The organism is Dactylosporangium sp. NPDC005555 (assembly GCF_040605635.1).
Lineage (GTDB): Bacteria > Actinomycetota > Actinomycetes > Mycobacteriales > Micromonosporaceae > Dactylosporangium.
The window spans coordinates 60,451-84,199 of sequence record NZ_JBEXDG010000037.1 but is presented as its reverse complement, the minus strand read 5'-3'; the positions used below and the strand labels follow the sequence as shown (position 1 = coordinate 84,199).

General features: G+C 73.3%; 18 protein-coding genes and 1 pseudogene. 16 read left to right on the top strand and 3 right to left on the bottom strand.

Translation table 11 applies throughout. The annotated features are described in order from the left end of the window. Nucleotides 1–25: 25 nt before the first annotated feature. From asnB to ABZS58_RS33265, 7 genes are all read left to right on the top strand, one after another. A complete protein-coding gene (gene asnB / locus ABZS58_RS33295) occupies nucleotides 26–1,954 on the top strand; it encodes an asparagine synthase (glutamine-hydrolyzing) (RefSeq protein WP_354787208.1) in 1,929 nt (642 codons plus the stop codon). Between the two features lie 53 nt (nucleotides 1,955–2,007). Then, the gene (locus ABZS58_RS33290; RefSeq protein WP_354787207.1) at nucleotides 2,008–3,114 is read left to right on the top strand and encodes an AAA family ATPase; all 1,107 of its coding nucleotides are present in this window, start codon (nucleotides 2,008–2,010) and stop codon (nucleotides 3,112–3,114) included. Nucleotides 3,115–3,126: 12 nt separating this feature from the next. After that, complete coding sequence (locus ABZS58_RS33285; RefSeq protein WP_354787206.1) at nucleotides 3,127–4,044, top strand: PfkB family carbohydrate kinase; 918 nt, start codon at nucleotides 3,127–3,129, stop codon at nucleotides 4,042–4,044. 60 nt (nucleotides 4,045–4,104) lie between these two features. Then, nucleotides 4,105–4,833: a hypothetical protein gene (locus tag ABZS58_RS33280; protein ID WP_354787205.1), complete on the top strand. Its 729-nt coding sequence runs from the start codon at nucleotides 4,105–4,107 to the stop codon at nucleotides 4,831–4,833. 65 nt (nucleotides 4,834–4,898) lie between these two features. Beyond that, nucleotides 4,899–5,426 (top strand): YbhB/YbcL family Raf kinase inhibitor-like protein, encoded by a 528-nt coding sequence (locus ABZS58_RS33275; RefSeq protein WP_354787204.1) that lies wholly within the window; start codon nucleotides 4,899–4,901, stop codon nucleotides 5,424–5,426. Between the two features lie 89 nt (nucleotides 5,427–5,515). Next, nucleotides 5,516–5,905 carry a hypothetical protein gene (locus tag ABZS58_RS33270; RefSeq protein WP_354787203.1) on the top strand — a complete coding sequence of 130 codons (390 nt, stop codon included), beginning with the start codon at nucleotides 5,516–5,518 and terminating at the stop codon, nucleotides 5,903–5,905. 179 nt (nucleotides 5,906–6,084) lie between these two features. Next, entirely contained in the window at nucleotides 6,085–8,862 is a 2,778-nt protein-coding gene (locus tag ABZS58_RS33265) for an aconitate hydratase (RefSeq protein WP_354787202.1), read from the top strand. 216 nt (nucleotides 8,863–9,078) lie between these two features. Here ABZS58_RS33265 and ABZS58_RS33260 read toward each other — a convergent pair whose 3' ends face one another. After that, nucleotides 9,079–12,186 (bottom strand): Hsp70 family protein, encoded by a 3,108-nt coding sequence (locus tag ABZS58_RS33260; protein WP_354787201.1) that lies wholly within the window; start codon nucleotides 12,184–12,186, stop codon nucleotides 9,079–9,081. Between the two features lie 190 nt (nucleotides 12,187–12,376). Here ABZS58_RS33260 and ABZS58_RS33255 point away from each other — a divergent pair, with 190 nt between their 5' ends. After that, complete coding sequence (locus ABZS58_RS33255; protein WP_354787200.1) at nucleotides 12,377–13,330, top strand: quinone oxidoreductase; 954 nt, start codon at nucleotides 12,377–12,379, stop codon at nucleotides 13,328–13,330. A 204-nt stretch (nucleotides 13,331–13,534) separates the two neighbouring features. Here ABZS58_RS33255 and ABZS58_RS33250 read toward each other — a convergent pair whose 3' ends face one another. Together ABZS58_RS33250 and ABZS58_RS33245 are read right to left on the bottom strand one after the other, a co-directional pair. Next, nucleotides 13,535–14,431, bottom strand: a complete 897-nt coding sequence (locus ABZS58_RS33250) for an RIO1 family regulatory kinase/ATPase (RefSeq protein ID WP_354787199.1) — start codon at nucleotides 14,429–14,431, stop codon at nucleotides 13,535–13,537. A gap of 138 nt (nucleotides 14,432–14,569) precedes the next feature. Beyond that, nucleotides 14,570–15,217, bottom strand: coding sequence for an HAD family hydrolase (locus ABZS58_RS33245; protein WP_354787198.1), 648 nt, complete (start codon nucleotides 15,215–15,217; stop codon nucleotides 14,570–14,572). Between the two features lie 152 nt (nucleotides 15,218–15,369). Here ABZS58_RS33245 and ABZS58_RS33240 point away from each other — a divergent pair, with 152 nt between their 5' ends. The 8 genes and pseudogenes from ABZS58_RS33240 to ABZS58_RS33205 all read left to right on the top strand — a co-directional run bounded on the left by ABZS58_RS33240 (nucleotide 15,370) and on the right by ABZS58_RS33205 (nucleotide 23,703). Further along, complete coding sequence (locus ABZS58_RS33240) at nucleotides 15,370–15,942, top strand: helix-turn-helix domain-containing protein (protein WP_354787197.1); 573 nt, start codon at nucleotides 15,370–15,372, stop codon at nucleotides 15,940–15,942. Nucleotides 15,943–16,018: 76 nt separating this feature from the next. After that, the gene (locus ABZS58_RS33235) at nucleotides 16,019–16,969 is read left to right on the top strand and encodes a TIGR04222 domain-containing membrane protein (protein ID WP_354787196.1); all 951 of its coding nucleotides are present in this window, start codon (nucleotides 16,019–16,021) and stop codon (nucleotides 16,967–16,969) included. 20 nt (nucleotides 16,970–16,989) lie between these two features. Further along, nucleotides 16,990–17,808, top strand: a complete 819-nt coding sequence (locus tag ABZS58_RS33230) for a DUF692 domain-containing protein (protein ID WP_354787228.1) — start codon at nucleotides 16,990–16,992, stop codon at nucleotides 17,806–17,808. After that, on the top strand, nucleotides 17,805–18,212 hold the full coding sequence (locus ABZS58_RS33225; RefSeq protein ID WP_354787195.1) for a hypothetical protein: 408 nt from the start codon (nucleotides 17,805–17,807) through the stop codon (nucleotides 18,210–18,212). The genes ABZS58_RS33230 and ABZS58_RS33225 overlap by 4 nt, the downstream gene beginning before the upstream one ends. Before the next feature lie 56 nt (nucleotides 18,213–18,268). Then, nucleotides 18,269–18,445: pseudogene (locus ABZS58_RS33220) on the top strand (SDR family NAD(P)-dependent oxidoreductase); the annotation flags it as partial. Nucleotides 18,446–18,594: 149 nt separating this feature from the next. Then, on the top strand, nucleotides 18,595–20,313 hold the full coding sequence (locus ABZS58_RS33215) for a S8 family serine peptidase (protein WP_354787194.1): 1,719 nt from the start codon (nucleotides 18,595–18,597) through the stop codon (nucleotides 20,311–20,313). A 7-nt stretch (nucleotides 20,314–20,320) separates the two neighbouring features. After that, a complete protein-coding gene (locus tag ABZS58_RS33210) occupies nucleotides 20,321–20,830 on the top strand; it encodes a hypothetical protein (protein WP_354787193.1) in 510 nt (169 codons plus the stop codon). A 53-nt stretch (nucleotides 20,831–20,883) separates the two neighbouring features. Next, a complete protein-coding gene (locus tag ABZS58_RS33205) occupies nucleotides 20,884–23,703 on the top strand; it encodes a CHAT domain-containing protein (protein WP_354787192.1) in 2,820 nt (939 codons plus the stop codon). Nucleotides 23,704–23,749 lie beyond the last annotated feature (46 nt).

Here is a 23,749-nt window from a genome sequence, read left to right as displayed (position 1 = left end):
TTTCTCCCGAACGAGCGGAGGACGGATGGCTGGGCTGCTCACCTTCGTCAGCGCCCGCGGGCGGGCGGCGGCGCACCGGGACGCGGTCGCCGACGCCCTCGAACTGCTGCGGCACCGGGGGCCCGACGACAGCAACGTGGTCGTCACCGACGACGTCGTGTTCGGCGCGGCCCGCCTCGCCGTGCGGGACCTCACCGGCGGGCGGCAGCCGATGTCGTTCCCGCCGATGGGCGTGACCCGCGGGCGGTATCTCATCGCGTTCGACGGCGCGGTCTACAACGCCGACGCGCTGCGCGCCGAGCTGGTCGAGGACCGGGGCGCCGATTTCGCCACCGAGTCCGAGGCCGAGGTCATCCTCGCCGCCTACCACCACTGGGGGCCGAGCGCGGTCAGCCGGTTGCGGGGCATGTTCGCGTTCGTGATCTGGGACGGCTCGGCGCGCCGCGCGTTCGGCGCCCGCGACCCGTACGGTGTCAAACCGCTGTACCAGCTGACCACCGACGACGGCGTCTACCTCGCGTCGGAGCGCAAGGCGCTGCTGCCGTTCGTCGCGCAGGAGCGCCGCGCCGAGGTCGACCCGGCCAACCTCCAGCACTACCTGACCATGCAGTACGTGCCGGAGCCGGCCACCATGCACCCCGACATCCGGCGGCTCGGGGCCGGCGAGTCGTTCGTGTACACGCCCGGCGGCCCCCTCGCGAACCGCCGCTACAGCCAGCTGGACCTGCGCCCCACCCCGTCCGGCGACGAGGACGGCCTGGTCCGGCGGATCACCGAGAGCCTCCGCGACAGCGTCCACGCGCACCTCAAGGCCGACGTGCCGGTCGGCGCGTTCCTGTCCAGCGGCATCGACTCGACCGCGATCGTCGCCCTCGCCGCCGAGGTCGACCCGCGCATCCGCACGTACACCGTCGGCTACGACCTCACCCAGTTCTCCGAGATCGAGATCGCCGAGCAGTCGGCCCGGGCGCTGGGCGTGCCGAACACGGCGACGGTCGTCGGCCCGGCCGACCTGATGCGGGCGCTGCCGCGGATCGTCTGGCACCTCGACGACCCGGTGGCGGATCCGGCGCTGGTGCCGCTGTTCCTGCTGGCGGAGCGCACCGCCCGGGACGTGACCGTGGCCCTCGGCGGCGACGGCGCCGACGAGCTCTTCGGCGGCTACCCGATCTACCGGGAGCCGTTGTCGCTGTCGAGCGTCACCCACCTGCCGGACTCCATGCAGCGGGGCCTGCGGGCGGTCTCGCGCGTGATCCCGCAGGGCATGAAGGGCAAGAGCTTCCTGGAGCGGGGCACCACCCCGATCGAGGAGCGCTACTACGGCAACGCGCGGGTCTTCACCGAGGAGGAGAAGGCGGCGCTGCTGCGGCACTACACCGCCGGCATCCGGCACACCGACGTCACCGCACCGGTCTTCAAGGAGGCCAGCGCCCTGGACGACGTCACCACGATGCAGTACATCGACCTGTACACCTGGCTGCGCGGCGACATCCTCGTCAAGGCCGACCGGATGACGATGGCGCACGGCCTGCAACTGCGGACGCCCTTCCTCGACAAGGCGGTGTTCGAGGTCGCCTCGACGCTGCCGAGCGACCTGAAGGTGCCGCCGCGCACGCAGGAGACGAAGGCGGCGCTGCGCCGGGCCCTGGCCGGGATCGTGCCGGAGCCGATCGTCAACCGCAGGAAGCTCGGCTTCCCGGTGCCGATCGGGCCGTGGCTGCGCGCCGAGATGCACGACTGGGCGCACGGCATCCTCGACTCCTCCGGCGCCGGCGACCTGATCGACCTCGACGTCGTGCGGGGGCTGCTCAAGGCGCACCGCAAGAAGGAGGACGACCACGCCCGCAAGATCTGGACGGTCCTGGTCTTCTGCCTGTGGCACGCCGTGTTCGTCACCGGCACGCTCAAACCGGTCGTCCCGGACACCGTACGGCTGGGGTTAGATCCCTGGTGATCTTCACGCCTTCGTCGCCGGGTGCTCAGCGAGGGGCCTAGCGTCGCTAGGCGATGCTGCTCAAGTTCAGGCTTCAGAACCACCGCTCGGTCCGGGACATCCAGGAGCTGACGCTGCTGTCCGGGCCCGACGCCGGCTTCGGCGTGCCCCTCGGCCATGGGGGCACGCTGCGGGTGTCGCCGCTGTGCGGCGTGTTCGGCAGGACCGCCGCCGGCCGGTCGACCGTGCTGCGCGCCCTGGCCACCACCCGGGACCTGGCGGTGTCCGGCAGCGACGTCCAGGCCGCCACGCAGCGCTTCGACCCGTTCCAGCTCGACCCGGCCGCGCGGCTGCTGCCGACCCGGTTCGAGGTCGAGTTCCTCGTCGACGGCGTCCGGTACGTCTACGGCTGCGCCTACAAGCGCGACGAGATCGCCGGGGAGTGGCTGCACGCCACCGACCGCGACCGGCGGCGGGTCTGGTTCGAGCGGGACCGCTCCGGCATCCGCTGCCTGCCGGAGAGCCGCCTGGAGCGGCTCGCCGCCGCCTGCGACCCCGGCGTGACCCTGCTGTCCATGGGCGCCGACGTCGAGCACCCGTGGCTGGCGCCCGTCGCCGCCTGGCTGCACGGCATCCGGACGGTCCGGCTGACGCCCGGCACCCGGCTGTCCGGCGGTCTCGCGCACCTCGCGGACCGCTGGAGCGAGCAGCTGACGCTGCTGGTCAGCCACGCGGACCTCGGCATCGTCGGGGTCGAGCAGGACCTGCTGCGCCTCGTGCACGCCGGCCGGTCCGGGCCCGTGCCGCTCGGCGGGTGGGCGGAGTCCGACGGCACCGTCGCCTGGCTCGACCTCCTCGCGGCCCTGCTGCCGATGCTGGAGCGCGGCGGGGTGCTCCTCGTCGACGACCTCGACGCCGCCGTGCACCCCGACCTGGCCACGGAGGCGCTGCGGCTGCTGCGCGACCGGGACCTCAACCCGGCCAGGGCGCAGCTGGTCTTCACCGCGCGGGCCCCGTTCGGGCCGGGCAGCGACGGCCTGCCGGTCCTGGACCCGGAGCAGATCTGGTACGCCACGAAGGACACCGACGGCGCCACCGTGCTCAGCCGTGCCCCGGCCGCCGGCCAGCTCGGCCCAGGTGACCTCGCGCGCGAACTCTGGCTGGCGCGTCAGCCGAAATGATGTACTGGCGCGATGACGGGACATGCGGTGGTCATCGGTGAGGCGCTGGTCGACCTGCTGGAGTCCGGCGCTCCCATCGTCTACCACCCGGCGATCGGTGGGGCGCCGCTGAACGTCGCCGTCGGCGTCGCCCGCCTCGGCGCGCCGAGCGAGTTCGCCGGGTCCGTCGGCGACGACCCGTGGGCCGGCCGCATCCTCGACTTCCTCGCGGGCAACGGCGTCGGCACGAGCGGCGTGGTGACCGTGCCCGGGGTCGCGACGACCCTGGCGGTGACGACGTTCCGCGGGATCGAGCCGACGTTCCGCTTCTACGGCGACCCGCCGTCCTACGGCCTGCTCGACGCCGGCGACGTCGACACCGGCCTCATCGGCGCGGCGGGCCTGCTGTACTGCGGCTCGATGTGCCTGCTCAGCCCGCCGGTCCTCGCCGCCGCCCGCAAGGCCTGGTCGACCCCCGGGCCGGTGCGCGTCTTCGACCCCAACGTGCGCCCCGTCGTCGGCGTCGACCCGGACGTGGTCGCCGAGTTCGCCGCGACCGCCGACCTGGTCAAGCTCAGCTCCGCCGACGCCGCCGCCCTGTGGGGCGAGTCCCCCGACCGGGCCGCGGCCCGCCTGCTCGCGCTCGGCGCGGGCGCGGTCGTCGTGACGATCGGCGCGGAGGGCGCGCTCGTCGCGCACGACGCCGCCACGGTACGGGTGGCCGCCCCGTCCGTCACGGCGGTCGACGCCACCGGCGCGGGCGACGCGACCATGGCCGGCCTGTCCTGGGGCATCCTCACCCGGGGCCTGCCCGCCGACCTGGCCGGCTGGGAGGCGCTGACCCGGGTCGCGGTGCACGTCGCGGGCCTGGTCTGCGAGTCGCGCGGCGGCGCCGTGTCCATGCCGACCGTCGCCGCCCTGCGCGCCCGTTTCCCCGCACTGGAGCTGTGACCCGGCCGAACCACAGCGTGATCCATGCCGGCGGATGGGCAGGTTCGTACACTGGCCGATGTGACACCTGAGCAGCTGGGTCGGTACGTGCGGGGCAGCCGGATCGCCGCCGCCGCTGTGGCCGTGGCGCTCGTCGGGCTGCGGGTCGGCTACGAGTTCGGGGTCGACGAGGCCGACACGCCGGTGTGGCTGGCGGTCACCCTGCTGCTGGCGCCGGTCGTGCTGCTCAGCGGGGCGTTCGTCGGGTTCGGGATCGCGTTGCGGCCGGTCATGCAGCCGCCGCCCTCGGCGCTTCGCGTGCGGGGCGACGCGTTCGTGGTGCCCGGGTCGCCGGTGTGGCTGGGCCGGGCGACGATGGCGTGGGCGCTGCTCGGCACGCTGTTCCTGGACAGCGACCCCGCCACGCCGCCCGGTCTGAAGATTACGCTGAACGCGGTCGCGGTGCTGCTCATCGGGCTCGCCGCGGTGCCGTTGCTGCGCGGGCCGCGCATCGTGGTGAGCCCGGAGGGGCTGACGATCCGGGCCGGCGGCCGGCGCAGGGTGCGGTGGGACGACCTCGTCCGGGTGCCGCAGCGACCACTGCCGCTGACGGTGCGCAGCCCGAAGCTCGCCCTGAGCATCCGGCGGCCCGGGCGGCACGAACCCGGATGGCTGCTGGTGCCGCTGGAGATGCTCGCCGTCGAGCCGGTGTTCCTCGGATCGGTCGTCGAGCACTACGTGGAGCACCCGGACCGGCGCGCGGCGATCGGGACCGAGGCGGAGTACGCGCGCCTCACCGGCGTCACGTGAGGCTTCCGGTCGTTGGGTATGAGGATCTGGTTCAGGACTAAAGCCCCAGCACTAGGAGAGTGCGCATGACCGACCGACTCCGCCCGCCGTCGCCCTTCGACTCCCTGCCCGCGGTGCCGGCATTCGCGGCGACCAGCGAGGACCTCACCGACGGCGGCACGCTGCCGGACGCGCAGGTCTACGAGCGCGGCAACACCTCACCCCACCTGAGCTGGTCGGGCTTCCCGGCCGGGACGAAGAGCTTCGCGCTGACCTGCTACGACCCGGACGCGCCGACCGGCGGTGGGTTCTGGCACTGGATCGTCTACAACCTGCCGGCGGACGCCACCGAGCTGCCGACGGGCGCCGGCACCGGCGACAAGGACGGCCTGCCCGACGAGGCGATCCACGCCCGCAACGACTACGGCACCCGCGACTTCGGGGGTGCGGCGCCGCCGCCGAAGGACGCCCCGCACCGGTACTTCTTCGCGGTGCACGCCCTGGACGTCGACGCGCTCGACATCGGCGCGGACGCGTCGGCGAACGTGGTGGGCTTCAACGTCACCGCGCACACGATCGCCCGCGCGGTGCTGGTCTCCGAGTTCGGGTTCTGACGGTTGCCACCTGGCCGGGGCTTCCCGCCGCGGCCAGGTGGCAAATCGATGGCAAGGCTCCTGCAAGACCCGTCCCACACAGTGGTGGTGTGGATCCCCTGCTCCTCGTCCGGCGTGTGCCGGCGCACCGTCTCGCCGTGACCCGGCGCATCACCGCCCACTGGGGCGCGCCGGCCGCGTCCGGAGCACGGTCCGGGGTGCAGTGGTGGGAGCTCATCGACCCCGCCGCCGGTGACGAGGACCCGGCCGCCGCCCTCGCCGCGGTCCGGCCGGACGGCTCCACGGTCAGGCTCGTCGGGGTCGCCGCGCCGCCGGGGCGGCACGACCTCGCCGTCCAGGTGCTGCAAGGGCTCGTCGACGCGCTGCGCGCAGGCTCCGCGCACCGCCTCGCGGCGGCGCTGCCCCCGGACGGTCACGACCTCCTGCGGCGGGCGGGTTTCCACCCCGTCCCGGGCGACTGGTGGTCCGTCGACCTCTAGCGGCCCGGAGCCCGCCCGGCGGCCACTCCGGGCGTGGTGAATCATGTTTCACAGCTTGGTACACGCTTGCGGGTTTAACAAGACGGACGTACGGTTTTCTTGGTTGATGACGACCGGGCGTCCCGGTTACGGAAGACTTGCCGTGAGACACCCGCCTGATGACTTAAGGGAGCAACGCCGTGGCGAGCCTCGACACGTTCGGAGCCAAGAGCCAGCTGAGCGTCGGTGACGCCAGCTACGAGATCTTCAAGGTCGACAAGGTCGAGGGCGCCGAACGCCTTCCGTACAGCCTGAAGATCCTCCTCGAAAACCTGCTGCGCACCGAGGACGGCGCCAACATCACCGCCGACCACATCCGTGCGCTCGGCGCGTGGGACGCCACCGCGGAGCCCAGCGTCGAGATCCAGTTCACCCCCGCCCGGGTGCTGATGCAGGACTTCACCGGCGTGCCGTGCGTCGTCGACCTCGCCACCATGCGCGAGGCCGTCGTCGAGCTCGGCGGCGACCCGACCCGGGTCAACCCCCTGGCCCCCGCCGAGCTGGTCATCGACCACTCGGTCATCGCCGACCTCTTCGGCCGCCCCGACGCCTTCGAGCGCAACGTCGAGCTGGAGTACGGGCGCAACAAGGAGCGCTACCAGTTCCTGCGCTGGGGCCAGACGGCGTTCAACGAGTTCAAGGTCGTGCCCCCGGGCACCGGCATCGTGCACCAGGTCAACATCGAATACCTCGCCCCGGTGGTCATGCCGCGCAAGGGCCAGGCCTACCCGGACACGGTCGTCGGCACCGACTCGCACACCACGATGGTCAACGGCCTCGGCGTCGTCGGCTGGGGCGTCGGCGGTATCGAGGCCGAGGCCGCGATGCTCGGCCAGCCCGTGTCGATGCTGATCCCGCGGGTCGTCGGCTTCAAGCTCAGCGGCGAGCTGCCCGAGGGCTGCACCGCCACCGACCTGGTCCTCGTCATCACCGAGAAGCTGCGCAAGCACGGCGTCGTCGGCAAGTTCGTCGAGTTCTACGGCCCCGGCGTCAGCGCCGTCCCCCTGGCCAACCGGGCCACGATCGGCAACATGAGCCCCGAATACGGCTCGACCGTCGCGATCTTCCCCGTCGACGACGAGACCATCAAGTACCTGCGCCTGACCGGCCGGGACGAGGCGCAGGTCGCGCTCGTCGAGGCGTACGCGAAGGAGCAGGGCCTCTGGCACGACCCGGCCGCCGAGCCCGACTACTCGGAGCGTCTCGAGCTGGACCTGTCGACGATCGAGCCCTCCCTCGCCGGCCCGAAGCGCCCGCAGGACCGGGTGCCGCTGAAGAGCGCCAAGCCGCTGTTCCGCGGCGTCCTGGGCGACTACGTCACCCCCTCCGCTTCCGGCGGCATCGAGGGCCCGGCGGACGAGGCGAGCGCGGAGTCCTTCCCCGCGAGCGACCCGCCGGCGAACCACATCCAGTCCAACGGCGACAAGCCGCACGATCTGGTGTCCGCCGCCCGCGGCGCACGGGGCCGGCACTCGCAGCCGGTCAAGGTCGGCGACTTCGAGCTCGACCACGGCGCCGTCGTCATCGCCGCCATCACGTCCTGCACCAACACGTCCAACCCGCAGGTCATGATCGGCGCCGGGCTGCTCGCCCGCAACGCCGTCGAGCGGGGCCTCACCACCAAGCCGTGGGTGAAGACGACGCTCGCGCCCGGCTCGAAGGTCGTCACCGACTACTACGAGCGGGCGGGGCTCACCGCGTACCTGAACAAGCTCGGCTTCAACCTCGTCGGGTACGGCTGCACCACCTGCATCGGCAACTCCGGCCCGCTGCCGGAGGCGGTCAGCGCGGCCGTCAACGAGCACGACCTCAGCGTCGTGTCGGTGCTGTCCGGCAACCGCAACTTCGAGGGCCGCATCAACCCCGACGTGAAGATGAACTACCTCGCGTCGCCGCCGCTCGTCGTCGCGTACGCCCTGGCCGGCACGATGGACCTGGACCTCACCAGCGAGCCGCTCGGCACCGGCTCCGACGGCGAGCCCGTCTACCTGCGCGACATCTGGCCCACGCCGAAGGAGGTCGAGGACACCATCGCCGCGGCCATCGGCAGCGACCTGTACACCTCCCGCTACGCCGACGTGTTCGCCGGTGACGAGCAGTGGCAGTCCCTGCCCACCCCGACCGGCAACACGTTCGAGTGGGATCCTTCCTCGACCTACGTGCGCAAGCCCCCGTACTTCGAGGGGATGGCCACGTCGCCGTCGCCGGTCACCGACATCAGCGGCGCCCGGGTCCTGGCGAAGCTCGGCGACTCGGTCACCACCGACCACATCTCGCCCGCCGGCTCGATCAAGGCCGACTCCCCCGCCGGCAAGTACCTCGCTTCGCACGGCGTGGACCGTAAGGACTTCAACTCGTACGGCTCCAGGCGCGGCAACCACGAGGTGATGATCCGCGGCACCTTCGCGAACATCCGCCTGCGCAACCAGCTCGCCCCCGGCACCGAGGGCGGCGTGACCGTCAACCACCTCACCGGCGAGCAGACCACGATCTACGACGCCTCGGTCGCCTACGCCTCCTCCGCCACGCCGCTGGTCATCCTGGCCGGCAAGGAGTACGGCTCGGGCTCGTCCCGCGACTGGGCCGCCAAGGGCACCGCCCTGCTGGGCGTCCGCACCGTGATCGCGGAGAGCTACGAGCGCATCCACCGCTCCAACCTCATCGGGATGGGCGTGCTGCCGCTGCAGTACCCGCAGGGCCAGAACGCCGAGTCCCTGGGCCTCACCGGCACCGAGACCTTCACGGTCACCGGCGTCGTGCAGCTCAACGACGGCACCACACCCCGCACCGTCACCGTCACCACCGACACCGGCGTCTCCTTCGACGCCGTCGTCCGCATCGACACCCCCGGCGAGGCGGACTACTACCGCCACGGCGGCATCCTCCAGTACGTCCTGCGCAAGATGATCGAGGCGTAATCAGGGGTTTTCCAGACCCGACGGGCCGGTCACCAGCACGGTGACCGGCCCGTCCGCTGCTCAGATGTAACTGCAGGGCGCATTCTTGCCGGGGAACAGAATGGTGCTGGCCGCACAACACTTCGCCCCGCGTAAATATTCACATCGAACAGTGTCACCGGACAGGCCGCGGCCCACCGACCGCCCCGGCAAACCGCGCGATTCCGGCGCCCGGCGTCAGGTCGGGATGGTGTAGCGCTGGACGACGCGGGTTTTCGGGTTCAGGGCAACGACGGTGTTGTCGGTCATCGAGACCTCCTGAATGATGTCGTCCTTCGCGACATCGGCGGCACCGACGATCTTGTTGTCGGCGACGTTGACGATCGCGACCTGCACGGCGGAGGCGGCGTTGCGGAAACAGACGATGGCGACGCGGCCCGCGGCGGTGGCGGCGACGTCGTGCGCGGCGAGGCTCTCGCCGAGGTAGAACTGGTTGTTGCCGTTGCCCGGGTCGATGACCGCACCCTCGCCGATCTCGCCGGACGAGCCGAAGCCGCCGATCAGCTTGCCGCCGACCGCGGCCCACTCACCTTCGCTGGTGATGAGGCTCTTGCCGTCGGCGGGCGGGGTCTTGGTCCATTTCGCCGTGCCGGTGGCGGTGTCGACGGCGACGATGGCGTCCTTCGAGGACGACAGCTCCGCCTGCACGCAGACAAGTTTCTCGCCGCAGGGCCGCACGTCGCCGAGCTTGGTGCCGGCGGTGCCCCGGTATTGCCACTTCTGTTTCATGTCGGACAGGCCGTAGGCAACGATGGCGTTGCCGTCGTTCTCGGGTTTCACGATCGCGAGGTCGTTGTAGACGGTCCACGCCTTGTCGCCCTTGGTGATGGCGCCGGTCGCCTTGACCTTGCCCGAGCTGAGATCGATCGTGCTCGCCTTGCCGTCCCCCTGCAGCTGCACGGCGACTGCGGTGTCGGCTGTGAGCGACTGCCTGTAGGGCACCCGGCTGGCGAATGTCAGCGAGTAGGTGGGCACGATCACGTCGGCGGGCGACTCGGCGGTCGCCCACCGCACCGAGGGGCGCACCGCGCGGTCGCCCAGCGTGTAGACGCCCTTGCCCCCGGGGTGCGACCAGCGGGCCTTGCCGTCGAGCAGGTTGACGCGCTCGAGTGCCGGGGTGTTGAAGCCCCGATACTCGGTGATCGCGTCGGTGCCGATGTACAGGACGTCGAGGCGGTCGATCCAGGGGCCCAGCCACTGCTGGGAACCGGTCGCGATGTCGATCACCGCGCGACTGTTCTTCTTCTCGGCCTGCTTGATGTCCCCCTCGCCGTCGACGATCAGGAGGCCGCCCACGACGGTGAGGTGCACCTCCTTCGGCTCCATCCCGAGCTTGGCGCGGAACTTCTCGCCGCCGGTGGCCTCATAGCCGACCACGTCGGTCGAGCCGACGGTGACCGCGGCCGTGAAGATCATGCCGTTGCCCGCGACCGCGGCGACGGCACCGTCGCTCGGCAGCGTGATCGGGGTGCCGGCCTTGAGGCCCTGGATCTTGGGGTCCTTGACGGTGCCGTCGTCGTTGCCGGAGGTGGTGTCGGGGATGCCGTCCTTCAAGGACTCGAACTGGTTGCCGATCCAGCTGAAGATCTGGGTGCCGCCCCAGAGGCAGCCGCCGATCAACGACAGGACGATGATGAGGGCGATCCACGGGCCGGTGCGGCGGCGGGGGCGGACGATGACCGGCGGGGGCGGGGTGAACGTGGGCTGGCCGGCCGGCGCGAACGGGGCGCCGCCGAAACCGCCGGGTCCGCCCGGGCCGCCAGGACCGCCGAAGCCACCCGGACCGCCCGGGGCACCGGGTGCGCCGATGCCGGCGGGGACGCCGGGGCGGGCCAGGTTGACGGGTGGGGGCTGAGCGCCGGGTCGGGTGAGGTTGACCGGCGGGGGCGGAGCGCCGAACGCCGCAGGGCCGCCGTAACCGGGGCCGCCGGGCATGCCGCCGCGAACTCCGGGGCCGCCGGGGACGGTCTGGTTGGGGATGTAGGCGCCCGGGGAGACCGGGGGTGAGACGTTGTAGGTCTGGGCCAGGCCCGCCGGGGAGCCGTGGGCGGCCGGCGAGATCGGGGACGTGACGCCGCCGCCGGTCGCGGCGAACTGGACCGAGATCGGATAGGGGCCGGGGCCGCCGGAGGAGACCGGGGTGCCGGAGACCGGGTGGGGCGCGGGCGCCTGGCCGCCGTCGAAGAGCTGCTGCGGCGGGGTGGCCACGGCGAGCATGCCGCCATAGGCGACGGGCAGCTCGGGCTGCTCGGGCACGACGGGGGCGACGCCGAAGCGGGCGTGCAGCCGGCTCGCGACGAGCGGGATGCGGGACGAGCCGCCGACGAGGAAGATGCCGGCGAGCTGGCGGACGTCGACGCCGGCGCGCTCCAGGACGCGGCGGGTCTCGTCGACGGCACGGTCGATGAGGGGGCCGGCGACGCGCTCCAGCTCCTCGCGGGTGATGTGCAGTGCCTCTTCGGTGCCGGGGACGTGGATGGGGGCGGACGCGGCGCGGGACAGCATCTCCTTCGCGGCGCGGACCTCATTCCACAGGGCGCGGCGGTCGCGGTGGGCGGCGGTGCTGTCGGGATTGGCCAGGCGCTGCCAGATCTCGGGGTTGCGCAGGTTGATGAGCTGGCCGAGGTGGCCGACGAGGGCCGCGTCGATGTCGATGCCGCCGAGGTCGTCGAGTCCGCCGACGCCGAGGACGCGCAGGCCGCCGCCGCCGGGGCCGGTGGGCTCGCGGCGGACCACGGACACGTCGAGGGTGCCGCCGCCGAAGTCGAAGACGGCGAGGGACTGCAGCGGCGCGACCTGCTGGCCGAGGACGCGCAGGCAGTAGGTCGCGGCGGCGATGGGCTCGTCGACGAGGACGACGGGGCCGAGGTTGGCGGCGCGGGCGGCCTCGAGCAGGACCCCGCGGCGCTGGCCGCCCCAGTCGGCGGGGCAGGTGAGGACGGTGGAGCCGACCGGGTTGACCCCGGCCTGCAGCGACTCGTCGGCGACCCGCTTGAGCAGCGCGGAGAGCATCTCCACGACGGTGACCTCGGAGTCGCCGAGCAGGACGGCGCCCTCGTCGACGCTGCGCTTCGGGAAGGGCTCGAACCGCGACGGCGAGACCTGGGCGAGCCGCTCGGCGTCCCGGCCGACGGACAGCCGGCCGCTCTCGTCGGCGTAGATGCCGGACGCCATGACCGGTGAGCCGTCGAACAGCAGCGCGCGCGGGGCGTCGTCGCCCCGGCGGACGACCGCGACGGTGTGGCAGGTGCCCAGATCGATCGCGAGACGATGGGTCGGCCCCACGTGCTCACCTCCAAAGACCCCGGGATCGTACGGCAGCGGTACGACATTTCCGATCGGCGGTTTGGGGTAGACAGGAAGCCGACATGATGAAGAGCTTCAGTGCGACGCTCGCGGCGCATGGGGGGTGTGGGGTGGGAACCCCCCACGGAACCGCGGGCGTCAGCCCGGGGAGCTAGGAACAGGGGGCTCGATGCGCGCGGTGGTGTTCGAGGAGCACGGCGACCGGGACGTGCTGCAGGTACAGGAGAAACCGGTCCCGGAGCCCGGACCGGGTGAGGTCCTGGTGCTGGTGGAGGCCAGCGGGGTCAATTTCATCGACGTGTACCAGCGCACCGGCACCTACCAGATGCGGCTGCCGAGCGCGCTGGGCAGCGAGGGCGCCGGCACCGTGCTCAGCTACGGCGCCGGGGTCGAGGGCCTCTCCCCCGGCGACCGGGTCGCGTGGACAGGCATCCTGGGCAGCCACGCCGAGCAGGCGGTCGTCCCCGCCGAGCGGCTCGTGCCGGTGCCGGAAGGGATCAGCACGGAGCAGGCCGCCGCCGCGATGCTGCAGGGCCTGACCGCGCACTACCTGACGCACGACTCCTACCCGGTCCGCGCCGGCGACACCGTCCTCGTGCACGCCGCCGCCGGTGGCGTCGGCCGCCTGCTGACCAGGATCGTCACGCACCTCGGCGGCCGGGTCGTCGCCACCGCCGGCACACCCGCGAAGCGGGAGATCGCCCTCGCCGACGGCGCGGTGCGGGCCGTCGCGTACGACCAGGCGCTGCAGGCGGTCAAGGAGGTCAGCGAAGGCGTCGCGGCCGCGTACGACGGCGTCGGCAAGGACACGTTCGACATCAGCCTGGCGGCGCTGCGCCCCCGCGGCGCGATGGTGCTGTTCGGCGCGGCCAGCGGGAAGGTGCCGCCGTTCGACCCGTTGCGCCTGATGGCAGGGTCGTACACGCTGACCCGCCCGACCCTCGGCCACTTCATCGCGAAGCGGCACGAGCTGCTCGAACGCGCCGACACGCTGTTCGGGTGGATGGCCGACGGCGTGGTCACGGTCGACGTCAGCGGGAAATACGGACTCGACGCCGTCCAGGACGCATATGCCGACCTTGAGGGGCGCAGATCGACCGGGAAGCTGCTCGTTATTCCGTGATCGTGATCTCAGGCGCCAGACCTGCGTGAAGACCGGAAAAGGTCCCCGACTAGACCTTGCAGACGACGTGCCCGCGGAGGGCACGGTCCACATGGGCTGAGCCGGGTTCGACACCCGGCACAGACGGAAGCGGCGGAACGACCCTCCCCGCCGCTTTCAACCGCGGCCCGCCCGGCCACAACACCGGGCGGGCCACGCGCTTCTCTAGACCCGCATGCCCGCGTCGTGCAGCAGCTCCACGATCAGCGGCTCCGGGTCGACCGGGAAGCCCTTGCCCGTGAACCACTTCGCCATGGTGGCGACGTCGCGGGCCAGGAACTCCGGGCCCTTCGGATTGATCACCACGTCGACGATCTGCGGCAGGTCGATGATGACCAGCCGCCCTTCGTGGACGAGGGTGTTGTACGGCGAAAGGTCCCCGTGCGCGACGCCGGCGCGGGCGAGCACCCGCAACGCGTCGACCAGCTGCCACCACAGGTCGGTGAGGAGATCGGCGTCCGGCCGGGTCTGTGCCAGCCGGGGCGCGGCCGTGCCGTCGTCGGCGCCGATGAACTGCAGCATGAGCTCGGTGCCGAGCAGCTGCACCGGGTACGGGACGCAGACGCCCAGCTCCCACAGCGAGGCGAGCGCGCCGAACTCGGCGTTGGCCCACTGCCCGGCGATCGCCTCCCGGCCGAAGGCGGTGCGGCCCGCCATCGCCCGGGTGACCCGGGACTCGCGGACCCGGCGGCCCTCGAGATAGCCGGAGTCGCGGTGGAAGAGGCGGTGCTCGGCGGCCCGGTAGCGCTTCGCGGCGAGCAGGACCCGCCGGTCGGTGCCGGGGACGGCGCGCTCCACCAGGTGGACGTCGGCTTCCTTGCCGGTCTTGAGGATGCCGCGGTCGGTGTCCTTGGCGGCGTGTTCGGTGATCACCCAGTCGGGGATCGGGTCAGGTCCGTGCTGCACGCCGGGCGCGCTCCACGAGGACCAGCCGGTCTCCTCCTCCACGACGTCCCAGACGGGATCGGTGGACGGTGAGGAGCGCTTTACGAAGGTCGGGTCGTCGTCGTCGAACTTGCGACGGCGGCGGGCTGACGCACCAGAAGAGTCGTTGTCGCGCAACGCGAGGTCTCCAGAGCTGGAAGGAAAACGGCAGTCGGCATGATCGATCGCGCCGTGACGGCAGCCATGCGAACCAACCCCCTTCCAACTCGAAGTACCGACGCACCTTCTCCCACGGGTCGCGGACGCGCAACCGATTTATCGCGCCGCCATGACCTCGGCGATCGCGGCGATCACGCCGTCGGCGGTGCGGGTCGGCGCGTAGCGGGGCTCGGACCAGCGCCGCCCCCGGTGCAGCCAGACGCTGCGCAGCCCGACCCCGGCCGCGCCGCCGATGTCGGCCTCGGGGCTGTCGCCGATGAGCCAGGCGCCGCCGAGGCGCATCCGCGCCCGCTCCGCCGCGATGGCGAAGATCCGCGGGTTGGGCTTGCGCACGCCGACGTCCTCGGAGATGACCCAGTCGGCGAGGTACCGGTCGAGCCCGGTCTTGCGCAGCTTCTCCTCCTGCTGACGGGTGTCGCCGTTGGTGACGACGACCGGCACCCAGCCGGTGTCCTCGGCGATCGCCAGTGCGCACGCGGTCAGCGGGTCGAGCCGGACCCTGGCCATCAGCTCGCCGCGGATCTCCTCGACCAGGTCGATCGCGGCCTCGCGCATCCCGTACCGCTCGCGGATGGCCTCGGCGACGTCCCAGGTCGAACCCATCCCGTCGGCGTCGACGGACAACAGCCAGTCCAGGTCGTATTCGGGCGCGCCGATGCCGCGCAGGAAGTCGGCCGCCCATGCGCGGAACGCCCCGGCCCTGTCCAGCAGGGTGTCGTCCAGGGAGAGCAACAACAGGGGCACGCGGGCAGGTTACGTGACCGGAATGACATAAAACAGATCCCGATTTTCCGGCGGTCGCCGCGGGACCGTGAAACCGCTCAAACCGGACCGAACCGCACGCCGTACACCGGAGGATGTGCCAAACCGTATGTACGGCTTGCATAATCAGTCCCGTGCCCAGGGTGAGCCAGAACCAGCTCGACGCACGCCGGAAGGAGATCCTCACCGGCGCGCGGACCTGCTTCGCTCGCCACGGCTACGAAGGGGCGACGGTCCGGCGGCTCGAAGAGGAGATCGGCCTGTCCCGCGGCGCGATCTTCCACCACTTCCGGGACAAGGACTCGCTCTTCCTCGCCGTCGCCGAGGACGACGCCGCGACCATGGTAGCCACGGTCGCCGAGCACGGCCTCGTCCAGGTCATGCGGGACCTCCTGGAGCGGGCCGGCACCGAGGACGTCGCCGGCTGGCTCGGCAGCCAGCTGGAGGTCTCACGGCGGTTGCGCACCGACCCCGAGTTCGCGAAGCGGTGGGCGGCCCGCTCCGAGGCCGTCGCCGAGGCGACCCGCGAGCGGCTCCAGCGCCAGCGGGAGGCGGGCGTGCTGCGCGCCGACGTCCCGATCGGGATCCTCGCCCAGTTCCTCGAGCTCGCCTACGACGGCCTGGTCCTGCACCTCGCGACCGGCCGGCCCGTCCAGGACCTCGAGGCCGTCCTCAACCTGGTGGAAGCCGCCGTCCGAAGGTCCTGATGATCTGGGTCACAAGGTTGCTCAAGTGTCCTTACGGTGACAGGCGCTTCTGGACAGCCGCATCCACACTGACCCCATGAGGACATCGATCGTGGCGGGACCCGGGGACACCTGGGGCATCGCCGGACCGGACTTCCTGTGGCTGTACGCCGGCCTCGCCGGCCTCGCGATCGTCACCGCGTTCGTGTGGCGCCGCACGTACCTGCGCGGGCCGTCCCTGCGCAAGGCGAAGGACCTGACCCCGACCCAGGCCGCGCTGCTCAACGGCGACCGGCGGCTGGCCGTCTACAGCTCCCTCGCCGCCCTGCGCGCCGGCGGCGCCGTCAGCTCCGACCAGCGCGGCACGCTCAAGCAGAGCGGCGGCCTGCCCGCGGGCGCCGGCGAGCTCGACCGAGCCGTGCTCGACACCGCCCGCCGGACGCTCAAGGTCAAGAACGTGCTGAAGGACCGCGGCGTCGTCGACGTGCTGGAGCGCACCGAGGAGCAGCTGACCCTGGCCGGCTGGCTGCTCGACGCGGACCGCCGGCGCGGCGTGAAGATGGCCGCGATCATCGTCTTCGCCGCCGTCGCCATCGGCGTCGCCCGCCTCGTGGCGGGCATCATGAACGGCAGGCCGGTCGGATTCCTGGTGCTGATGGTCATCCCGGTCGTCATCATCGCGTTCCTGTTCCTGCGGGTGCCCCGGGTCAGCAGCAACGGGCGGCGGCTGCTGACCCGCATGCGGATGGCGACCCAGCACCTCTCGCCGCGCCAGTCACCGTCCTGGTCCACGTACGGCCCGGAGGCCGCGGCGCTCAGCATCGGGCTCTTCGGCGCGGCCGCGTTCTTCGCCGCCGACCCGGCGTTCGCCGCCGAGGCCGAGCTGCAGCGGCACGTCGCCACCAGCGGCGGCGGCTTCTCCGACGGCGGCAGCAGCAGCTGGAGCGGCGGCTCCGACTCCGGCTCGTCGTCCAGCAGCTGCTCGTCGGGCAGCTCCTGCGGCGGCGGATCCAGCTGCGGAGGCGGCGGCGGAGGGTGCGGAGGATGACCGGACCGGAGCGCGGCGGCATCAGCGGTCCGGCGGTCGGCATCGGCTGGCGGCCCGAGATCGTCGGCTACGTCGCCGGGCTGCCGGGGCTGCGCTTCACCGAGGTCGTCGCGGAGTCGGTACACCTGACGCATCCGCCGCAGATGCTCCTCGACCTGGTCGAGCGGGGCGTGCGGGTCGTGCCGCACGGCGTGAAGCTGTCCCTCGGCGGGGCCGACCCCGTCGACGACGACCGCGCCGCGCACCTCTTCCGATGCGCCGAGCTGCTGCGGTCGCCGCTGGTCAGCGAGCACCTCGCGTTCGTGCGCGCGGGTGGCGTCGAGGCGGGGCACCTGCTGCCGGTGCCCCGCACCCGGGAGGCGGTCGACGCGGTCGTCGCCAACGTCCGGCGCACCCAGGCCGCCCTCGGCGGCGTCACCCTCGCCCTGGAGCCGATCGCCGCGCTGTTCGACTGGCCCGACCCCGAGCTCACGGAGGCGCAGTTCCTCACCGAGATCCTCGACCGGACCGGCTGCTCGCTCCTGCTCGACGTCGCGAACGTCTACGCCAACGCCCGCAACCGCGGCCTCCGCGACGGCGACCTGCTCGACGGGCTGCCCCTGGAGCGGATCGCATACGTGCACGTCGCCGGCGGCGCCGAACACGACGGCTTCTACCACGACACGCACACCGACGCGACGCCGCCGGAGGTCTTCGACCTGGTCAAGGAGCTGTGCGCGCGGGCCCGGCCGCCGGCGCTGATGCTCGAACGCGACGGTCACTACCCGCCCGCCGCCGAGCTCACCCGCGAGCTCGACGCCCTCTGCGCCGCCGCGGGCGTTTCCCGGATCACGGCATGAGCACCGGGCGTTCGCTCGCCGACCAGCAGCGGGCGCTGGTGGAGGCGCTCGTCGCCGGTGGTGACGTCCCTCCTGGTTTCGCCGCGGCAGGTGTACGGGCGACGCGCATCGCGCTGCGCCGCAAACGGGCCGGCGAGGTGGCCCGGACGTGGCCGTTCCTGGCCGCTTCGTTCGGGGACTCCTGGACCGCCACGTTCGCCGCCTGGGCCGACGGGCGCCCCCCGCAGGGTTCGCTGCGGGACGGCTGGGACTTCGCCCGGTCCGCCGGGGACACGCTGCCGCCCCTGGCGCGCGAGGAGCTCGCCGGCCGCGAGGCCGCCTTCACCTACGACGGCCACCGCGCCCCCGTCCCCCGCGGCCGGGTCGCCGCCTGGCTCAGACGCCTCGGGTCCCGCACCGGCTGACCGGGCTGCTGCCCGGACGCTCCGGGTGACCGGGCGGCACGCCTAGGATTCCGGGCGTGGACCTCGGGCTGCGTGACCGTGTCCACGTCCTGACCGGCGCGTCGCGCGGGCTCTGCCGCGCCACCGCGGAGGCGCTCGTCCGCGACGGTGCCAAGGTCGTCGTCTCGGGCAGGACCGCCGAGACCGTCGCCGCCGCCGTCGACACGCTCGGCACCGAGCACGCCGCGGGTGTCACCGGCGACGGCGGGATCATCAGCGCGTTCTGAAATTTTTGTATCAGGGTCGTCCCGTACACCCTCCAGTCAAGTGAGACGGCGCTGTCATCAGTCGGGCGGCGCCCACACGGGGATGGAGAGCCACCATGCAGTTACGCTGCCGGCGGATGACGGGGGACGCGCCTGCCGACCTCGGCGACGACAACGGCACCCCACCGTCGACGCCCTGGCTGCCCTCCACCGCGGTCCTGCGCCGGCACGGCGCCCGGGTCCTGGAGCCCGGGGACGGCGCCTCCGCGCCGACCGTCTACCGCGCCGGCGTCCTGCTGTCGACGTCACCACCCGACGAGCCACCGGACGCCCTCTCGGACAGTCTGGAGCGCTGCAACCGGACCCTCGCCGGGACCGGCATGCGCCTCGCCGCCTCGCCCCCCGGCCCGGCCGGTCCCGGCGGCCACGACCCGGGCGGGCGCGGGCCCGACGGGCCGGTCCGGGAGCGGGCCGTGCGCCGGCGGGTGCGGGCCGTCCAGCTCGTCGCGGCGCAAGGGGCCGACCCCGAGGCCGTCGACGCATGGGCCGCCCTGAAGGCGCTCCGGGCCAGTGGCCACGGGGGCCATCTGTCCCTGGACCACCTGCTCTTCGGCGCGTCCATCGGCGGCGTACCGATGACCGAAGGCTCCCCCATGACCGAAGGCTCGCCGATGACGGAGGGGTCGCCGATGACGGAGGGGTCGCCGATGACGGAGGGGTCGCCCATGACCGAGGGCTCCCCGATGACGGAGGGGTCCCCGATGACCGAGGGCAGCGCCTGGCGCTTCGCCGGGGAGGCCGGCCGCCGGCCGGTCGACCTGGTCCTCGCGCCGCCCCGCCGGCGCACCACCGCCGAGCTCGGCGACCGGCGGCCCGTCGTCGCGATCCTCGACACCGGCATCGCCCCGCACGAGTGGCTCGACGTCCCCGCGGCCGGGTCGGCGCTGCCCGAGGACGGGTTCACCGCCGTCGACACCGAGCTGCAGGCCATGATCCTGGCCGCGCAGGAGCAGCTCATCGCCGCCGGTCACCCGCTGCAGCGGCTCCGCGACGCATGGGAGCGGCAGATCCGGACCGGCTCCGTCGCCGGCGAGCTCGGCACCCACACCGGGCACGGCACGTTCATCGGCGGGCTCGTCCGCCAGGTCGCCCCCGACGCGACCGTCCTGCAGATCCGGGTCATGCACAGCGACGGCGTCGTCTACGAGAGCGACCTGCTCATCGCCCTGGACCGGCTCGCGGACCAGGTCGAAGCGGCACAGGCGGGCAACGGCGGCCAGCTGGTCGACGTCGTCTGCCTCTCACTGGGGTACTACCTGGAGAGCGCGGCCGACAGTTCGTACACCATCCGCATCCAGGAACACGTGGACCGGCTCCTGGCCGCCGGGGTGGTCGTGGTCGCCGCCGCCGGGAACCACGCGACGTCCCGCGAGTTCTACCCCGCCGCTCTGACCTGCGACGGGGACCTGCCGGTGATGAGCGTCGGCGCCTTCCAGCCCAACGACGCGAAGGCCATGTTCAGCAACGACGGGCCCTGGGTCCGCTACTGGGCACCCGGTTCGGCGCTGGTCAGCACGCACCCGAAGATCCAGGGCAGCCGGGGCGCCGCCTACGCCACCCCGGCGGGCAACGCGGGAGGCCGCCCGGCCCGCCGCGAGACCCTCGACGCCGACGACTACACCCGCGGCTTCGCCTCGTGGAGCGGCAGCTCGTTCGCCGCCGGGCTCGGCGCCGCCGAGGTCGCCGCGCTGCTGCTCGCCAACGCCGCCGACGACCCGCAGCTGCGCCTCGACCGGATCGACGCGAAGTCCACCACGCAACGGGCGCTCCGGGCCCTCGACGGATTTCCGGGATAGGCCGGCGATGGACTCCTCAGCTCAGGACCTCCCCGGCGACGTCCCTGACGGCGCCGCTCAGGACCGTGCCGACGACGCGCTGCTGGCCGACCTGCGCCGCGTCGCCGGCCGGGTCGACCCCGTCCCGGCCGACCTGCTCTTCTCCCTCAGCGTCACCGGCTTCGGCATCGAGATCTGCCGGTACGTCCCGGAGCCTCCCGCCGGTGCCCTGGCCGGAGTCCGCGGCGACGAGGAGACGACCCGCGCCACGTTCGAGTCCGCCAGCCTCACGATCATGGTCGAGTGGACCGCCGGCACCAACGGCACCGTCCGCCTCGACGGCTGGCTCGCCCCGCCCTCGCCCTGCCGCATCGAGCTGCGCACCGTCGACGGCCCGCAGACGATGGACACCGACGAGGGCGGCCGCTTCGCCGCCCAGCGCGTCACCCGCGGCGAGGTGCAGATCCGCGTCCATCCCACGACCGACCAAGAAGCCGATGGCGCCCGGACGGTGGTGACGCCATCGTTCGTCGTATAGCCGAGAAACCACCCATTCCGGTCGCCCCGCGCGAACCCGCGCGGGCCGCACGCGTGTCCGCGACCGATCCGGCGCGGCTGGCGGCGCGGGTGGTGCGCCTGCATCGCTCCGCGGTGCGGGCCGGGGCCGCCGGGCACCCCGCGACCGCGGCGCGGCACGCCACCGACGCGCTGCGGCTGCTCGGCTGGCCGGGCGCCGAGCCGTCCACGCCCGGCCTCGCCGCCCGGCTCCTGCTGACGCTCGCGCACGCCGAGGCCGAGCAGGGCCGCACCGAGCTCGGAATCGAGCTTCTCGACCGGGCCGAGACCCTCGCCGACCTGACCGACGTCGGCACCGTCCTGCAGCAGCGCGGCCTGCTCCTGCTCCGCGTCGGCGAGATCGACGCCGCCCTGAAGCTGCTCGACGCCGCCGTGCCCGTCCTGCAGGAGCACGGCGAGCCGGCCGTCCTCGCCCGCACCCTGCTCAACCGCGGCGTCGTGCACCTCACCGCCGGGCGGGTCCGGCTCGCCCGTGCCGACCTGCGCCTGTGCCGGGACCTGGCCGGCACCCACGGCCTCGACCTGCTCGCCGCGAAGGTCGAGCACAACCTCGGCTACTGCGCCCTCGCCGGCGGCGACGTACCCACGGCACTGCAGACGTTCGACACGGCCGCCGACTCCCTGCGCCGCCTCGGCGCCGACGGGTTCCTCGCCATCTCGATGCTCGACCGGAGCCGCGCCCTGCTCGGCGCCGGCCTCGACACCACCGCCGCCGAGGAGCTCGACCAGGCCATCGAGCTGCTCAAACGCCACCGCCTCAGCCAGGACCTCGGCGAGGCCGAGCTCGCCCGCGCCCAGGCCGCCCTCGGCAGCGGCGACCTGACGGCCGCGGCCCTGTGGAGCGCCCGCGCCAGGGCCCGCTTCACCCGCCGGCGCAACCGAGCCTGGGCCGCCCTCGCCGCGCTGCTCCAGGTCCGCGTCGACCTGGCCACCGCCACCCGCGTCGACCCCACCACCGTCCGCGACGACCGCGCCGCCGCCGCGACCGCTCATGTCGGACCCACCGCTTCCCGTGGGCCGGCCGTGGCCGCCCACACCGATGCCGCCCGCCCCACCGCCGCACGCGACGACCCCGCCGCGCCCGGCCGCCTTGATGGCGGTGCGATCGCTCGTGTCGGGGGCGGGGCCGGTCGGGGCGGACCGGCCGATGGCGGCGGCGGTGGCGCGGCCGGGGGCGGGGGGCGGGCTTTGGTGGTACACCCGCCGCGAAAGGAACAACGTCGGAGGCTGCTGGGCGTCGAGCGGCGCGCGGCGCGGCTGGCGGGGGCGTTGCGGGACCTCGGGTTGCGGCACGATGCGGGCAGTGCCGAGCTGCTCGCGGTGCGGGCCAGGGTCGCGGCCGGTGACAGCCCGTCGGGCGAGCAGCGGGCTCCGGCGCGACGGCCGCCGCGTGCCGACGTCCCGCTCGATCTGCGGCTGCTGCACCGGCTCACCCGCGCCGAGCTGCATCGGGCCGACGGGCGGCTCCGGGCCGCGCTCGACGAGCTGCGCAAAGGACTCGCGACGTTGCAGGAGCACCGGCGGCGGTTCGGGAGTCTCGAGCTGCAGAGCAGCGTGGCGTCGCTGGGTGCGGACCTCGGCGCGTGCGGGCTGGACATCTCCTGGTCGCTCGGGCCGCCGAGCCTCGTCTTCAACTGGTCGGAACGCTCCCGGGCGCAGTCGTTCCGGATCCGGTCCGTCCTGCCGCCGCAGGACCCGCAGATCGCGGAGGCGCTCGCGGAGCTGCGGCAGCTGCGGCGGGCGGTCCGGCTCGCCGAGCTCGAAGGCCGGGCCGAGCCGCTGCTGCGGGCCCGGTGCGGCGAGCTCGAGCAGACCATCCGCCGGCAGGGCTGGTGGGCCGGCGACACCGAGGAGGGCCACGGCGCCGCCACCGACGCCGAGGTGACCGCCGAGCTCGCCCGCGCCGGCCGTTGCATGGTCAGCTACCTCATCCGCCGCGACCGGCTGCACGCGCTCGTCCTCGCCGGTGGGGTGATCACGTCGGTGGAGCTCGGCGCGTACGCCCCGGTGGCCGAGGCCGTCCGCCGGCTCCTCAGCGACCTCGACACCGCCGCCGACCGGCGCCTGCCACCGAAACTCGCGGCGGTGGTGCGGGCCAGCGCCGACCGGCAGGCCGCCACCCTCGATCGTGCTTTGATCGCTCCGGTACTGGCAGCGCTCGGCACCCGCGACGTCGTCCTCGTGCCGACGAGACAGCTCGCCGTGCTGCCGTGGGGGCTCCTGCCCAGCCTGCGGGGCCGGCCCGTGACGGTGGCGCCGTCCGCCTCGGTGTGGCTCGCCGCCCGCGCGGCGTGCTCCACGGGGTCTGCCGCGACGGGCGCGCCGCTCCTCGTGGCCGGCCCCGATCTCGTGCACGCCGACGCCGAGATCGACGCGATCGCCGCCCTCTACCCCGGCGGCCGGGTCCTGCGCGGCGCCGCCGCCACCGCCACCACCGTCCTGGCCGGGATGGACGGCGCGCCGGTCGTCCACGTCGCCGCGCACGGCCACCACGACACGCAGAACGTCCTGTTCTCCAGGCTGGAGCTCGGCGACGGGCCGCTGCTGGCGTACGAGCTGCAGCGCCTCGGCACCGCTCCCGGCCAGGTCGTCCTGTCCGCGTGCGACGTCGGCCGGGCGGTCGTCCGCGCCGGCGACGAGCTCGCCGGCTTCACCGCGGCGCTGCTGCACGCCGGGACCGCCAACGTCGTGGCCAGCGTCGCCCGCATCCCCGACGAGCTGGGCCCCGCGGTCATGGCGCACTACCACCGCGCCGTGGCGCTCGGGGTGTCCCCGGCCCGCGCCCTGGCCGACCTGCCGGAGGCGACGCCGTTCGTCTGCTTCGGCGCCGGCTGAACCTTTCCAGCGCTCCGTGACGCCTTCACTACAGAAGGCTTCATCG

What these genes read in the sequence shown, in the direction of transcription:
- asnB (WP_354787208.1), top strand. Translation starts at nt 26, where the DNA reads ATGGCTGGGCTGCTCACCTTCGTCAGCGCCCGCGGGCGGGCGGCGGCG.
- ABZS58_RS33290 (WP_354787207.1), top strand. Translation starts at nt 2,008, where the DNA reads ATGCTGCTCAAGTTCAGGCTTCAGAACCACCGCTCGGTCCGGGACATC.
- ABZS58_RS33285 (WP_354787206.1), top strand. Translation starts at nt 3,127, where the DNA reads ATGACGGGACATGCGGTGGTCATCGGTGAGGCGCTGGTCGACCTGCTG.
- ABZS58_RS33275 (WP_354787204.1), top strand. Translation starts at nt 4,899, where the DNA reads ATGACCGACCGACTCCGCCCGCCGTCGCCCTTCGACTCCCTGCCCGCG.
- ABZS58_RS33255 (WP_354787200.1), top strand. Translation starts at nt 12,377, where the DNA reads ATGCGCGCGGTGGTGTTCGAGGAGCACGGCGACCGGGACGTGCTGCAG.
- ABZS58_RS33235 (WP_354787196.1), top strand. Translation starts at nt 16,019, where the DNA reads ATGAGGACATCGATCGTGGCGGGACCCGGGGACACCTGGGGCATCGCC.
- ABZS58_RS33225 (WP_354787195.1), top strand. Translation starts at nt 17,805, where the DNA reads ATGAGCACCGGGCGTTCGCTCGCCGACCAGCAGCGGGCGCTGGTGGAG.
- ABZS58_RS33215 (WP_354787194.1), top strand. Translation starts at nt 18,595, where the DNA reads ATGACGGGGGACGCGCCTGCCGACCTCGGCGACGACAACGGCACCCCA.
- ABZS58_RS33210 (WP_354787193.1), top strand. Translation starts at nt 20,321, where the DNA reads ATGGACTCCTCAGCTCAGGACCTCCCCGGCGACGTCCCTGACGGCGCC.